The organism is Bradyrhizobium sp. NBAIM14 (genome assembly GCF_020193895.1).
Lineage (GTDB): Bacteria > Pseudomonadota > Alphaproteobacteria > Rhizobiales > Xanthobacteraceae > Bradyrhizobium > Bradyrhizobium yuanmingense.
The window spans coordinates 24,485-37,094 of sequence record NZ_JADYVQ010000007.1 but is presented as its reverse complement, the minus strand read 5'-3'; the positions used below and the strand labels follow the sequence as shown (position 1 = coordinate 37,094).

At 65.2% G+C, this 12,610-nt stretch carries 15 protein-coding genes; 3 read left to right on the top strand and 12 right to left on the bottom strand.

Going from position 1 to position 12,610, the window contains the following annotated elements; genetic code table 11:
• Positions 1–41: 41 nt before the first annotated feature.
• The 7 genes from I6F28_RS18825 to uvrC form a co-directional block, all read right to left on the bottom strand.
• The gene (locus I6F28_RS18825) at positions 42–1,172 is read right to left on the bottom strand and encodes a YihY/virulence factor BrkB family protein (RefSeq protein ID WP_225140475.1); all 1,131 of its coding nucleotides are present in this window, start codon (positions 1,170–1,172) and stop codon (positions 42–44) included.
• A complete protein-coding gene (locus tag I6F28_RS18820; RefSeq protein ID WP_057027666.1) occupies positions 1,172–1,756 on the bottom strand; it encodes a phage holin family protein in 585 nt (194 codons plus the stop codon). Before I6F28_RS18820 ends, I6F28_RS18825 begins: the two co-directional genes overlap by 1 nt.
• A gap of 91 nt (positions 1,757–1,847) precedes the next feature.
• Positions 1,848–2,807 (bottom strand): 50S ribosomal protein L3 N(5)-glutamine methyltransferase, encoded by a 960-nt coding sequence (gene prmB / locus I6F28_RS18815; protein WP_225140474.1) that lies wholly within the window; start codon positions 2,805–2,807, stop codon positions 1,848–1,850.
• On the bottom strand, positions 2,807–3,274 hold the full coding sequence (locus tag I6F28_RS18810; RefSeq protein WP_225140473.1) for a molybdenum cofactor biosynthesis protein MoaE: 468 nt from the start codon (positions 3,272–3,274) through the stop codon (positions 2,807–2,809). The genes prmB and I6F28_RS18810 overlap by 1 nt, the downstream gene beginning before the upstream one ends.
• A 4-nt stretch (positions 3,275–3,278) precedes the next feature.
• Positions 3,279–3,530: a molybdopterin converting factor subunit 1 gene (moaD, locus tag I6F28_RS18805; protein WP_036009285.1), complete on the bottom strand. Its 252-nt coding sequence runs from the start codon at positions 3,528–3,530 to the stop codon at positions 3,279–3,281.
• Positions 3,527–4,144, bottom strand: coding sequence for a CDP-diacylglycerol--glycerol-3-phosphate 3-phosphatidyltransferase (gene pgsA, locus I6F28_RS18800; RefSeq protein ID WP_036009286.1), 618 nt, complete (start codon positions 4,142–4,144; stop codon positions 3,527–3,529). The genes moaD and pgsA overlap by 4 nt, the downstream gene beginning before the upstream one ends.
• Before the next feature lie 97 nt (positions 4,145–4,241).
• Positions 4,242–6,299: an excinuclease ABC subunit UvrC gene (gene uvrC, locus I6F28_RS18795; RefSeq protein ID WP_225114834.1), complete on the bottom strand. Its 2,058-nt coding sequence runs from the start codon at positions 6,297–6,299 to the stop codon at positions 4,242–4,244.
• A gap of 250 nt (positions 6,300–6,549) precedes the next feature.
• Here uvrC and I6F28_RS18790 point away from each other — a divergent pair, with 250 nt between their 5' ends.
• Positions 6,550–7,173 (top strand): outer membrane protein, encoded by a 624-nt coding sequence (locus tag I6F28_RS18790; RefSeq protein ID WP_225140472.1) that lies wholly within the window; start codon positions 6,550–6,552, stop codon positions 7,171–7,173.
• A 70-nt stretch (positions 7,174–7,243) separates the two neighbouring features.
• Here the strand turns inward: I6F28_RS18790 and I6F28_RS18785 are convergent, their stop codons facing one another.
• The 4 genes from I6F28_RS18785 to I6F28_RS18770 all read right to left on the bottom strand — a co-directional run bounded on the left by I6F28_RS18785 (position 7,244) and on the right by I6F28_RS18770 (position 9,991).
• The gene (locus I6F28_RS18785) at positions 7,244–7,459 is read right to left on the bottom strand and encodes a cold-shock protein (RefSeq protein ID WP_008544396.1); all 216 of its coding nucleotides are present in this window, start codon (positions 7,457–7,459) and stop codon (positions 7,244–7,246) included.
• A 278-nt stretch (positions 7,460–7,737) separates the two neighbouring features.
• Positions 7,738–8,598 carry a 23S rRNA (adenine(2030)-N(6))-methyltransferase RlmJ gene (locus I6F28_RS18780; RefSeq protein ID WP_036040013.1) on the bottom strand — a complete coding sequence of 287 codons (861 nt, stop codon included), beginning with the start codon at positions 8,596–8,598 and terminating at the stop codon, positions 7,738–7,740.
• A gap of 123 nt (positions 8,599–8,721) precedes the next feature.
• The gene (locus I6F28_RS18775) at positions 8,722–9,414 is read right to left on the bottom strand and encodes a ribonuclease T2 family protein (RefSeq protein WP_225140471.1); all 693 of its coding nucleotides are present in this window, start codon (positions 9,412–9,414) and stop codon (positions 8,722–8,724) included.
• 115 nt (positions 9,415–9,529) lie between these two features.
• Positions 9,530–9,991, bottom strand: coding sequence for a hypothetical protein (locus I6F28_RS18770; protein ID WP_036027123.1), 462 nt, complete (start codon positions 9,989–9,991; stop codon positions 9,530–9,532).
• 183 nt (positions 9,992–10,174) lie between these two features.
• Here I6F28_RS18770 and I6F28_RS18765 point away from each other — a divergent pair, with 183 nt between their 5' ends.
• Positions 10,175–10,474, top strand: coding sequence for a hypothetical protein (locus I6F28_RS18765; protein WP_036027125.1), 300 nt, complete (start codon positions 10,175–10,177; stop codon positions 10,472–10,474).
• Between the two features lie 46 nt (positions 10,475–10,520).
• Positions 10,521–11,051, top strand: coding sequence for a DUF3617 domain-containing protein (locus I6F28_RS18760; RefSeq protein ID WP_036009304.1), 531 nt, complete (start codon positions 10,521–10,523; stop codon positions 11,049–11,051).
• 170 nt (positions 11,052–11,221) lie between these two features.
• Here I6F28_RS18760 and I6F28_RS18755 read toward each other — a convergent pair whose 3' ends face one another.
• The gene (locus I6F28_RS18755; protein ID WP_036009312.1) at positions 11,222–12,610 is read right to left on the bottom strand and encodes an ATP-binding protein; all 1,389 of its coding nucleotides are present in this window, start codon (positions 12,608–12,610) and stop codon (positions 11,222–11,224) included.

Below are 12,610 nucleotides of genomic sequence, written 5' to 3'. Positions count from 1 at the left end.
CTGGGATGCGGTCGGGCTAGCTTCGGCCCGACCGCCACCGATCAAAATGGCGCGGTGGCGCCGACGGTGTCGGCGGAGACGGCGTCCCGGGTGCCGAGCGGCTTCGCCCGCCCGGTGGTGGTATCGCGCAGCGTCTGCCGCTCGATCTCCGAATTCAGCTCGGCGCCGAACATGATGACGATCGCCGACATCCACATCCACGTCATCAGGCCGATCGCCGCGCCCAGCGAGCCGTAGGTTGCGTTGTAATTGGCGAATTCCGAGAGATACCAGGACAGCAGGGCAGAGCCCGCGATCCAGAGAATCGCGGCAATCACGGCGCCGAGGCTCAGCCATTGCCAGCGCGGCGCATCGCGGCTCGGCGCGAAGCGATAGAGGATGGCGAGTGCGACCAGCAGGATGATGAACAGCAGCGGCCATCGTGCCAGCGCCACGATCAGCTTGCTTTCCGGCGCCATGCCGAGATGATTGAGCGCAAGCGGGAAGGCGACGACGGCTCCCACCATTAACAGCAGCGCCACGATGCCGCCGACGGTGAAGGCCAGCGAGACCATGTTCAGCCGGATGAAGCTGCGCTTCTCGCGTTCCTCATAGGCGACGTTGAGGGCGTCGAAGATCGCCTTGACACCGGCATTGGCGCTCCAGATCGCAAGCAGCAGGCCGACCAGGAAGGTGACGCCGAGCGTCGCATTGCCGTTCGACACCACGCGCGCGACCTGGTCCTCGACGATCTGGAACGAGCCCTCCGGCAGCATGGTCGCAAGCGTGTGCAGATTGGCGCTGATCGTGGCGGGATCGGCGAACAGGGCATAAGAGGAGACGAGCGCGGTGACTGCGGGGAAGAGCGCGAGCAGCCCGAAGAAGACGACGCCGCCCGCCGTCGCGAGCAGGCGATCCTCGTCGATGCGTTGATAGGTCCGCCAGAAAATGTCCTTCCAGCCAGCCCAGGGGATCTCGAACGGGCTTTTCGCCCGGCGGCCGCGGCCCGGCTGCATCGCCGCACCGGCCGGGTGCGTTTCCGGGGAATTCGCTTCGCCCTTGCGGTGGTGTTGCGGAGGCCTGGGCCTCGCCAGGCCGGAATCCTGAAAGTAGCGCTCCGCGGTCAGCACGAACACGGCCGTCGCCGCCACCAGCAGCCAAGAGTCGATCTGTTCGGGGCGCCGCGCCAGCATCACGCCTCCAGACTATGCCTGTTGCGTCGCCGCCGGGCGGCCGTCAGTCCGACCAGGCCGACCGCCGCGAGCATCAGGCCGAGCTGCACGGGACGGTTGGCGCGGGCCGGCCAGGTTTTGATGCCGCCGCGCTCGCCCGGTGCGAGCGGCGCGAGGGGAATCGTCGTTGCGACCTCCTTCACCGCCTCCTTGACCGTTCCACGCGGGATCCGGGGCGTGGCGACCGCCACGCGCAGACGGCTCGCGAGCGGCACGACCGGCTTGGCCTTGCGTTTCATCTGGGCCATGGCCACCCCGGCACAGACCGCAGCCAGCACCAGCAGCACTGCGGCAACGGCGCCGAATCCCCAGAACTGCCCGTAGGTGATCCCGACCCAGCGGTACAAGGCGATCAGTCCGACGAAGAATGCCGCGACGACGAACAGGCCGGCGACCGCGAACAGCCCGCCGGCCACCGCGTAGGATGTCACCTTGCCTGTGGCCTGGCTGGTCTGGTCACGCAGATAGGATTGAGCAGCGCGTTTGACGTGATTGAGCTTGAGCGCCATCCCGGCGCGCAGCAATTCGCCCGATGGCGCGAGCATGCGGACATCCTCCCAAGACGAGAAAATTCATCGGGGGATGAACGTGGCGATATTTGACTTGTTCCGACGGAGCGTGATCGGCCGCGATGAATCAGCCGAGATCGGCGGTCGCGATCCAGAACACCTCGCCCTCGGAATCTTCGGTGTCCAGCCAGAGCAGCGGCAGTTCCGGAAAGGCCTCGTCGACCAGCTCGCGGCCGCGGCCGATCTCGCAAATCAGCCCGCCATCCGCCGTCAGGTGGTCGGGCGCATCGCGCAGGATCCGGCGCACCACGTCGAGACCGTCGGCGCCACCATCGAAGGCGAGCTTCGGCTCGGCCCGGCACTCCGGCGGCAATGCCGCCATGCCCTCGGCGTCGACGTAGGGCGGGTTGGTGATGATCAGGTCGTATCTATTGCCGCCGAGAGGGGCGAACAGATCGCCGCGATACAGGCTGATGCGGTCCTCGAGCCCGTATTCGCCGACATTGCGCGCAGCGACCTCGAGCGCGCCCTTGGAGATGTCGACGGCGTCGATGGTGGCGTTCGGGAAATGATGCGCGGCGAGGATCGCAAGGCATCCCGAGCCCGTGCAGAGATCGAGCACGCGCTCGACCGCCGTCGGGTCGTCGATCAGCGATCCGGCCTCGCCGTGGGCGCCGAAATGCGACTCCAGGAGCTCGCCGATGAAGGAGCGCGGAACGATGACGCGCTCGTCGACATAGAAGGGCAGGCCGCGCATGTAGATCTTGTTGACGAGATAGGCGGCCGGTTTGCGCGTCGTGACGCGCTGATGGATGAGGTCAAGGAGGGTCTTGCCTTCCGCGGCGCTGACGCGCGCGTTGGCGAAGATCTCGAACTGGTCGGGATTGAGATGCAGCGCCTCGCAGACCAGGAACGCGGCTTCCGCGACGGGGTCGGTCGTGCCATGAGCAAAGGAAAGCTTGGCCTCGACGAAGCGGCTCACCGCATAGCGGACGAAGTCGAGCAGCGTGAGAAGCTCGCCGGGTCCCACCTTCGCGAGGTTAGGCGCGGCGCGGCCGCGCGCGGTCTTTTTCGTTGGCTTGGCCATCAGGATTTGGTCCAGCGTGCGGCGGCTTCGTCGTCACGGGCATGGGCCTCGACCCAGCCGGTGCCGGTGGCGCTCTCTTCCTTCTTCCAGAACGGCGCGCTGGTCTTGAGATAGTCCATCAGGAACTCGGCGGCCTGGAACGCCGCCTGTCGGTGCTGCGAGGCGGTCACCACCAGCACGATGTTCTGGCCCGGCTTCAAGCGGCCGACGCGGTGGATCACCGTGATGCCGTTGAGCGGCCAGCGCGAGACGGCCTCCTCGGCGTGGCGCCTGATCTCTTCCTCCGCCATGCCGGGGTAATGTTCGAGCGTCAGCGCGGCGACCGTGGCGCTGTCCTCGTCGGCGCGGCAGATGCCGGAAAATGTCACCACAGCGCCGATATCGGTCCGGCTGCTCGTCAGGACCGAGATCTCGCGCGCGATGTCGAAATCGTCTTCCTGGATACGGATGGTGACGGGGCAGGTCATGAGGCTAGCCGCCGGTCATGGGCGGGAAGAACGCGATCTCGCGGGCGCCTGCGATGGCGGCGTCCTGCTTGACGTGAGCGCGGTCGATCGCGGCGCGGATCACCTTCGGCTTCTCGAACGCGTACGCATAGGCTTCGCTTTGGCCGGAGAGCCAGGCGATCAGCTCCTCGACGGTGCGCACGCTCGCGGGAGGCTCGATCGTCTCTTCGGCCTTGCCGACGCGCTCGCGCACCCAGGCGAAATACTTCACCTTCATCCCTCGTCCTCCTTGATGAGGTGATGGATGCCGGCGCGGAAATAGTCGTAGCCGGTGTACATGGTGAGGATCGCCGAAGCCCACAGCAGTGCGAGCCCAATCATCGAGACCACCGGCACCACCTGATCGCCGGCTGGGCCGGCGATCAGGAAGCCGATCGCAACCAGCTGGACCGTGGTTTTCCACTTCGCAAGCTTGGTCACGGGCACGCTGACACGGAGCGCAGCCAGATATTCGCGCAGGCCCGAGACCAGGATCTCGCGGCACAGGATCACGATGGCGGCCCATAGCGACCAGCCGTGAATGATGCCGTCCGCGGCCAGCATCAACAGGCAGGAGGCGACCAGCAGCTTGTCGGCGATCGGATCGAGCATGCGGCCGAAAGCCGATTGCTGATTCCAGATCCGCGCGTAATAGCCGTCGAGGTAATCCGTCACCCCTGCGGCGATGAAAAGGGCGACCGCGAGCCAGCGCAGCCAGAGCGGCTGATCCAGAATCGACTGCGCATAGATGCATCCGACCACGACCGGGATCGCGGCGATCCGGCCATAGGTCAGGATGTTGGGGAGGGACATCGCGCGGCTGGTCGTCCCTCGTGTGGTGGCGATGTTCATCCGTCCTACCAATACCGCTGCTGCCTGAACGTCAACCGTCCCGCGCCCCAAATGAGGTGCGGACACGACGATCATATGACTGCGGTCCCCCTTTAGTTCATCCCGGCTGGGGATGGAAATATTCGAAAATCCTGCGCGCGCTCTCGGCGCTCACCCCCGGAACCTTGCCGAGATCGGCGATCGAGGCCCGTTCGATCTCCTTCAGGGTTCCGAAATGGTGCAGCAAGGCACGTTTGCGTGACGGGCCGATGCCCGGAATCTCCTGCAAACCAGCCTCGCGGATGTCCTTCTTGCGCAGCTTGCGGTGCGAGCCGATGACGAAGCGGTGGGCTTCGTCGCGCAGGCGCTGGATGAAATAGAGCACGGGATCACGCGGCTCCAGCTTGATCGCCTCGCGCTCCGGCATGAACAGGGTCTCGCGGCCGGCATCCCGGTCCGGTCCCTTGGCGACTGACATCAGCGACACCTGGGTCAGGCCGAGATTGGCGAAGATCTCGCGCACGGCGTTGAGCTGGCCACGGCCGCCGTCGATGATCACGAGGTCGGGCCATTGCGGGAAATCGTCGTCCTTGGCCTTGCTGGCGGCATCCTCGGGCGGATTGATCAGGCGCTTGAAGCGGCGCTCCAGCACTTCGCGCATCATGGCGAAGTCGTCGCCGGGCGTGATCCCTTCCGACTTGATGTTGAACTTGCGGTACTGGTTCTTCACGAAGCCATCTGGGCCCGCGACGATCATGGCGCCGACCGCGTTGGTGCCCTGGATGTGGCTGTTGTCGTAGACCTCGATGCGCTTGGGCACGTGCGGCAGGCTCAGCGTCGCGGCCATGGCCTCGAGCAACCGGCTTTGCGTCGCGGTGTCCGCGAGCTTGCGGCCGAGCGCCTCGCGCGCATTGGTCAGCGCGTGGGTGACCAGCTCCTTCTTCTCGCCGCGCTTGGGCGCGGTGACCTCGACCTTGTGGCCAGCCTTGATCGATAGCGCGTTGGCGAGCAGCTCGCTCTCCTCGATATCGTGCGAGAGCAGGATGTTCCTCGGCGGCGGCTTGTCGTCGTAGAACTGCGCCAGGAAGGACCCCAGCACCTCCTCGGGCGTAAAGCTCTTCTCCGCGCGCGGAAAATAGGCGCGGTTGCCCCAGTTCTGTCCGGTGCGAAAGAAGAACACCTCGACGCAGGAGAAGCCGCCCTCCTGGTGGATGGCGAACACGTCAGCTTCCTCCACCGTGCGCGGATTGATGCCCTGCTGCGACTGGATCGCCGACAGCGCGGCGAGGCGATCGCGGTACAGTGCGGCGCGCTCGAATTCGAGCTCGTTCGAGGCCTTCTCCATCTCGCCGGCGAGCTCCTGCTTCACCGCATGGCTCTTGCCGGAGAGGAAGTCGCTGGCCTCGCGCACCAGCGTCGAATAGCCGCCGAAATCGATCTCCCGGGTGCAGGGTCCGGCGCAGCGGCGGATCTGGTGGAGCAGGCAGGGCCGGGTGCGGCTCTCGAAGAAGGAATCGGTGCAGGAGCGGATCAAGAACGCGCGCTGCAGCGCCGTGATGGTGCGGTTGACCGCGCCGGCGGAGGCAAACGGGCCGAAATAGCGCCCGGGCCGGGTCTGCGCACCGCGATGTTTCAGGATCTGCGGCGCCCAATGGTCGCCGGTGATCAGGATGTAGGGGAACGACTTGTCGTCGCGAAGCTGCACGTTGAAGCGCGGCCGCAGCTGCTTGATCAGGTTGGCTTCCAGCAGCAGCGCCTCGGTCTCGGTCGTGGTCGAGACGATCTCCACCGTGACGGTGGCCGCGATCATGCGCAGGATGCGGGCCGGCAGCGGCGCACTCTGGCGCGCATAACTGGACAGGCGCTTTTTGACGTTCTTGGCCTTGCCGACATAGAGCACGTCGGCGTTCGCATTGAGCATACGATAGACGCCAGGCGAGGTCGGTGCGAGGCGGACCGCGCGCTCGATCGCCTCGTGACCGGTCGCGAGCGGGCCTTCGCCGACGGCGCCGCTCTCTTCCAGGATGTCCGGCAGCAGGGCATCGTCCTCGTCATCGCCCCCTGCCGCCGCGGGATCTACGTCCGGCCCGGCCAGCCGCTCGGGCGGCGTGTCGCTCGCAGCCGGCGGCGCCTTGCGCGCGCGGTCGTCCGGATTGTCGGGGGAATCGTGAACCATGGGACGAATTTAGGCGCTGGGGGGACTGATTTGAAGTTCCTGCCATGCGGCACGCACAGAGGATGGCGGGCAGCTCCCGGTAACGCTTCCTTAAGTCTGTTAAGCGGGCGGTAACCCGGCTTAACAGCCCTTTAACTTAAAACTCTCGATAAATCCTACGCGAATAGCTCTTGGTTCCGTAACCATGCGGTTTTGCTCGCGCGGCGGCGCGGGCATCGCTCGGGTTGCGACAGTGGCGTTGGAGTGAGTGATGAAGAGGCTCGTTGTGGGCGCAGCCGCGTTGGTTGCAGCCGGCTGGACAGCTTCGGCAGAGGCCGCCGATCTCAGTTACGGGCAGCGCGCGCCCTATACCGTCAATCAGCCGCTTAATGCCTATAGCTGGGCGGGTCCCTATCTCGGCGGCAATATCGGCTATGAATGGGGCTCGGTCGACAACAACCCCACCAAGCCGTCCGGCTTCGTCGCCGGTGTGCAGGCCGGCTACAATTTCCAGAACGGCCCGTGGGTGTTCGGCGTCGAGGGCGACATCCAGGCCGCCGGCGCCGACGACACGTTTGCGCCGTGGAAGTTCTCCAACCCGTGGTTCGGCACCCTGCGCGGCCGCGCCGGCTATGCGTTCAACAACGTGCTGTTCTACGGCACCGCCGGTCTCGCCTTCGGCGAGCTGCGCGCACAAACCTTCGGTTGGTCGGAGTCGCACACCAGTGCCGGCTGGACCATCGGCGCCGGTGCGGAAGTCGGCCTCGCGCCGAACTGGAGCGCCAAGCTCGAATATCTCTACATCGATCTGTCGACCAGCCAGTTCGCAATCACGGGCGTGTCAAACGGCTATAGCGCCAACGTTGTCCGCGCAGGCGTGAACTATCGCTTCTGACATCCAAAGAAGAAAATACCGGACCAGCCTCCCGGCCGCTCGCGGCCGGGATTTTTTTTCGCCAGGCTTGCTAGGAGAGGATCACCAGATTGACCGCCTTCGGTCCCTTCCCCTTCTTGTCCGGTTCGACTTCGAAAGTAATACGCTGTCCTTCGGCGAGGTCCTTCAGTCCCGCCCGCTCCACAGCGGTGATGTGAACGAAAACATCGCGACCGCCGTCGTCAGGCTTGATGAAGCCGTAGCCGCGCTCGCCGTTGAAGAACTTGACCGTTCCCGTCATGGCCATCGGGAAACTCCCCCTCATTGCTCCTCCGTCGCGACGCAGACTCACGTCGCGACATGACCGGGCCTTACGGAGCCCGGGAGCTGGCCATCCTTGGACGGACCTGATCGGTCCGGCGGGATCTTTCTTAGGGCCTTCACTCCGCCGCAACCATTCGCGGAAGCGGAACGTAAAGCCAGTCACGGAAATAGCATAATACGGTTCTTTGCAGATTGACTACCGGTCCTGCATATTTTTCCCAAGAATGCCGGAGTGTTACGGCTTGGCGTCAATGCTTGGCGCTAAGGCTTGGGCACCTCCAGCCGGAATCTGGCAGCACCGCCCTGGCCGAGCGGTATTTCCAGCTCCGGCAGAATGGTCTTGAGCTCGCCGTGCAGCGTGTAGGGCGGGTTGACGATCAAGAGACCGGTGGAGGTGAGGGCGGCGCTGTCGGCTTGCGGCGCGACGCTGAATTCGAGGCGCAGGCATTTTCCGGGCGGCTTTGCTGCAGCTGCGAGCCGCGCGACGGTTTGTGCCAGCGTGTCGGTGGCGCGCCGGTTCTTGGCGGGATACCAGATTACGTAGATACCGGTCGGCCATTTCGCGAACGCTGCCGAGAAGGCTTCGCCGAGCCGCTCGAACTCGTCCTTGGCCTCGAACGGCGGATCGATCAGCACGAGGCCACGCCGCTCCTTCGGCGGCACGAAGGCCGGCAGCGCCACCCAGCCGTCGAGGTCGACCACGCGGGCCTGCTCGTCGCGGCGCAGCGCATCGATCAGCGCTTTCCGTGCCTTCGGCTCGAGCTCGCAGGCGACGAGCCGGTCCTGCGGCCTGAGCAGGCCGCGCGCGATCAACGGCGAGCCCGGATAGGCCTTGAGCTCCCCCTTCGGATTGAAGGCGCGGACGATGTCGAGATAGGGCTTCGTCAGCGCTGCGCTCTCGTTGGACAGGCGCGCCTGCAGCAGCCGCGCGATGCCGGTCAGCCATTCGCCGCCGCGGCGCGCCTCGTCGCTGTCGAGATCGTAGAGGCCGGCGCCGGCGTGGGTGTCGATGACGCGGAACGCTGCCGGCTTGTCCTGCAGATAAGTGAGGATGCGCGCCAGCACGATGTGCTTGATGACATCGGCGAAGCTGCCGGCGTGGAAGGCGTGGCGGTAGTTCATGGCGGAGAGGACTACGTTGTCTGGCGCGATCCTAACCCCTGTCATTGCGAGCGCAGCGAAGCAATCCAGAAATGCGTCCGCGGAGGCACTCTGGATTGCTTCGCTGCGCTCGCAATGACTGAGCTACCCGCCCCTGATCGGCGGCATCGTCACCTGGTCGCGGCGGCAGGCGCGGCGCTCGATCTCGTCGCAGGCGCGGAATTGCAGGTCCTTGCTGAGGCAGATGCGGACCTCGGACAGCCGTGTCCGGTTGCAGGTGACCGAGACGGCGGCATTGCTGAGACCCGGATTGGCCTTGATGAAGGCCTCCTCGACCTCCGCTGGCGCGACGGTCTTGGCCTGCGCCAGATCGAGATATTCGGCCGGAATCTTGATCGCAGCGCGCGCCTTGCGGATCATCTCGAAATAGCCGCGGCCCTCCAGCCCGGAGCAGGTGCCGTGCTTGTCCCATTCGTTGAAGATCAGGCCCGGCGCCGGCATCAAATCGAGCATCGAGGAGACGATGTTGCGGTTCAGCCGCGGCGCCGGGCGCTGGCAGTATTCCGGAAAACCGTTCTCGTATTGCGGCCACAGCCCATGCACCACGAAGGCGTAGGGCCGTCCGCCGCATTGCATCTGGGACCGGCCGCCGCGTTCGGCGGCTTCCTCGCAGAACGAGGGCGACCATGAAAGCGCCAGCACATAGAAATCGAACTCGCCCGGGGCGTTCTGCCGCTTGTCCTGTGCCTTCGCACCGCCGGCGAGGCTAGCCAACCCCGCAGCAAGAGTGAGCGAGATCATCAAACGGGACAACGAACGCAATCTGGAGTAAAACATGGCGACGCCCCTCAACTAGACTGTACAAACAGCCTAGCAGGCGATGGGAACATTTCAAGAACAAAATTGGAGCTGTCGTCGGCCGGCTGATCAGCCCAGCCAGCCGCTGCTGGAATCAGGGCTTGGCGGCGCGGCACGCCGGGTTATAGGCCCAGTTGCGATCCACCCCGACGACGCACCATTCGACGCCGTTGCCGTAGGAGGCGAAGCCGCCATCCTCGATGATCGAGAAATGCACCTTGCGCGGCTTGCCGTCATTGAGCATGGCCTCGCCGGTGCAATAGCGGCGCGGAATGTTGTCGGACTGCCAGGGCCGGAACGCGGTTTCGCGAACGGCGGAGAAGCCGGTGATCTGCAACGAAGAATTCCAGAACTTGGATTCCTTTTCGGCGAATTCGTGCACGATCCTCGGCAGAGCCCAGTCGCAAGGGGCGACGGCGCCGTCATAGCGCGGCCCGCTCAGCCAGAAATTCAGCTCCAGCGGATTGGCGGCCCTGGCCTCGCCGAGTGACAATGCTCCGAACATGAGGCCGAGCACGGCGGCGAAACGGAGCGATTTCTCGAAGGGGGCGCGCATGATCAATCCGGGCAGCTAAGGTCTTGCGAAGGCCGGACGGTGCCGCGAAGGTTGGAGGAGGTCAAGTGCAGCGCGGCAACACTTCGCAAGGACTTGACCAAGTGTCGCGGCCAACAGGGGTTCGGTTCTTTTCACGTGCGTCGCGGCACCGTAAACTGGCGCCAGCCAATTGGAGTGACGGGAATGCGAATCATTGCGGCCGCGGGCCTTCTTGCCAGCCTGGTTGTCTCAGGCATGATGGCGAGCCAGTCGGCGCGCGCCGATTACGTGCCGCCGTTCAAGGGCAACGACACCGGCGGCATCATCGCCTATTCGATGGCGACCCGGGTCGATGCGCGCCAGGTCGCGGTCGATCATTGCGCCCGCTACGGCAAGGTGGCGAAATTCCTGGCCGTGCAGGGCTATGAGGGCGGCTACATCTCGTTCTCGTGCCGCTGGGTGCCTTATGGCGCCGCCGACCGGCCGATCCGCACACTGTACTGAGGCGCTGTCGTAGGCGCCGCACCTCTCTCAGCCGGGAGCTTCCCTCATGACGCGCAAACTCGCTTTGCTCGGCTCGATGCTTTGCCTCGCGTTGTCGGCAGGCAGCGCCAGCGCCGACGAACTGCCGCTGCGCAAGGCCGGTCTTTGGGAGATGAAGCTGGTCACATCGGGCTCGCCCATGCCCGAGATGACCATGCAGCACTGCACCGACGAGACCGTCGACAAGGAGATGAGCAACAACGTCTCCCCGATGGCCAAGCAGATCTGCGCCAAGCAGGAGATCAAGAAGACCGCGACCGGCTATGTCAGCGATTCCGAGTGCAGCGTCGCCGGCGTCAGCACGACCTCGCATGCCGAGATCACCGGAGACTTCAACTCGGCCTACACGGTGAAGACGACCTCACACGCCAAAGGCGGCGTTGCTGGTGCGGCGGGGCGCGATAGCACGACGACGCTGCAAGCCAAGTGGCTCGGGGCCTGCAAGCCGGATCAGAAGCCCGGTGACATCGTCATGCCCGGCGGCTTCAAGATGAACACGCGCGACATGGACAAGCTGAAGGCGCTGCTGCCGAAGTAGGTGTACTCTTTCCCTCTCCCCTTGTGGGAGAGGGTGGATCGCCGCAAAGCGGCGAGACGGGTGAGGGGTTTCTCTCCGCGAATTCAATGAGGCTTGGACGCGCGGAGAGATACCCCTCATCCGGCGCTTCGCGCCACCTTCTCCCGCAAGGGGAGAAGGGAAGACCCCACCTACACCGGTATCCGCACGCTCGCCCTCAATCCTCCCATCGGGCTGTCACCGAGCGTGATGTCGCCGCCGTGCGAGCGGGCGATGTCGCGGGCAATCGCGAGCCCCAGGCCGGTGCCGCCTTCGTCCTGGTTGCGGGCGTTGTCCAGCCGCAGGAACGGCTTGAATACCTCTTCGCGCAAGTGGGCGGGAATGCCGGGGCCGTCATCGTCGACGGTGACGGTCAAATAACGGTGATCGCGTTGGCCGGTGATGGCGATGTTCTTGCCGTAGCGCGCTGCGTTGGTGACGAGGTTGGCGAGGCAGCGCTTGAACGAAGCCGGCTTCACCGTCACCACGGGCAGGCCGTTGAAGGCGACGGTCGCGGTATGGCCGTGACGCTCGGCATCGCTGCGCAGCTCCTCGAGCGCCTGCGCCATGTCGGTCGGCTGCGACTGCTCGCCGGAATCGCCGCGGGCGAACGCAAGGTAATCCTCCAGCATCATCGACATTTCGTCGACGTCCTTGCGCATGCCTTCGAGCTCGGGACTGTCTCCGATCAGTGCCAGCTCGAGCTTGAAGCGGGTCAGGATGGTGCGCAGATCGTGGCTGACGCCGGCGAGCATCGCGGTGCGCTGCTCCATCGTGCGCTCGATGCGCGACTTCATCTCCAGGAAGGCGACGGCCGCGCGCCGCACCTCGCGCGCGCCGCGCGGCCGGAAATTCGGGGCCTCGCGGCCCTTGCCGAAACTCTCGGCGGCATCGGCGAGGCGCAGGATCGGCTTGATCTGGTTGCGCAGGAACAGCACCGCGACGATCAACAGGATCGAGGACGTGCCGACCATCCAGAACAGGAAGATCTCCGAGTTCGAGGCATAGGCGGCGCTGCGCTGCGCGAACACGCGCATCACGGCGTCGTCGAGCTGGATGCGGATCTCGACCAGGTTGGAGCGGCCGACCGTGTCGATCCAGAACGAGCGGCCGATCTGGCGGCCGAGCTGCACCGACAGCGTCTGGTCGAGCAGCGAGAAGAACGGTTTTGGTCCCGGCGGCGGCATGTCGCCGGCAGGCAGGAAATCGACGACGAGGCCGAGCCGCTGCTGCGCGATGCGGCGGATCTCGGTGCGGTCCTTGTCCTGCGGATAGCCCTTGTAGACGTCGATCAGCGCGGCGATGTCCTGCACCACCGCGGCCGACAGGCGGCGCGTCACCGTGTTCCAGTGCCGCTCCATGAACACGAAAGCGACGACCGATTGCAGCACCACCATCGGTACGATCATGATGAGGAGCGCGCGGGCGTAGAGGCCGGTCGGCATCCAGCCCTTGAACGCGTTGCCCATCCAGCCGTTCGCGGCGGAGACGCGGCCGGCGGCGCTCTTCAGAAGCGTCAGGCCGGTATCTATCGTGCTCAT

Excerpts from the sequence above, each read along its gene's own strand:
- I6F28_RS18825 (WP_225140475.1), bottom strand. The coding sequence starts at position 1,172 with ATGCTGGCGCGGCGCCCCGAACAGATCGACTCTTGGCTGCTGGTGGCG.
- I6F28_RS18820 (WP_057027666.1), bottom strand. The coding sequence starts at position 1,756 with ATGCTCGCGCCATCGGGCGAATTGCTGCGCGCCGGGATGGCGCTCAAG.
- prmB (WP_225140474.1), bottom strand. The coding sequence starts at position 2,807 with ATGGCCAAGCCAACGAAAAAGACCGCGCGCGGCCGCGCCGCGCCTAAC.
- I6F28_RS18810 (WP_225140473.1), bottom strand. The coding sequence starts at position 3,274 with ATGACCTGCCCCGTCACCATCCGTATCCAGGAAGACGATTTCGACATC.
- moaD (WP_036009285.1), bottom strand. The coding sequence starts at position 3,530 with ATGAAGGTGAAGTATTTCGCCTGGGTGCGCGAGCGCGTCGGCAAGGCC.
- pgsA (WP_036009286.1), bottom strand. The coding sequence starts at position 4,144 with ATGAACATCGCCACCACACGAGGGACGACCAGCCGCGCGATGTCCCTC.
- uvrC (WP_225114834.1), bottom strand. The coding sequence starts at position 6,299 with ATGGTTCACGATTCCCCCGACAATCCGGACGACCGCGCGCGCAAGGCG.
- I6F28_RS18790 (WP_225140472.1), top strand. The coding sequence starts at position 6,550 with ATGAAGAGGCTCGTTGTGGGCGCAGCCGCGTTGGTTGCAGCCGGCTGG.
- I6F28_RS18785 (WP_008544396.1), bottom strand. The coding sequence starts at position 7,459 with ATGGCCATGACGGGAACGGTCAAGTTCTTCAACGGCGAGCGCGGCTAC.
- I6F28_RS18780 (WP_036040013.1), bottom strand. The coding sequence starts at position 8,598 with ATGAACTACCGCCACGCCTTCCACGCCGGCAGCTTCGCCGATGTCATC.
- I6F28_RS18775 (WP_225140471.1), bottom strand. The coding sequence starts at position 9,414 with ATGTTTTACTCCAGATTGCGTTCGTTGTCCCGTTTGATGATCTCGCTC.
- I6F28_RS18770 (WP_036027123.1), bottom strand. The coding sequence starts at position 9,991 with ATGCGCGCCCCCTTCGAGAAATCGCTCCGTTTCGCCGCCGTGCTCGGC.
- I6F28_RS18765 (WP_036027125.1), top strand. The coding sequence starts at position 10,175 with ATGCGAATCATTGCGGCCGCGGGCCTTCTTGCCAGCCTGGTTGTCTCA.
- I6F28_RS18760 (WP_036009304.1), top strand. The coding sequence starts at position 10,521 with ATGACGCGCAAACTCGCTTTGCTCGGCTCGATGCTTTGCCTCGCGTTG.
- I6F28_RS18755 (WP_036009312.1), bottom strand. The coding sequence starts at position 12,610 with ATGAGCACGATAGATACCGGCCTGACGCTTCTGAAGAGCGCCGCCGGC.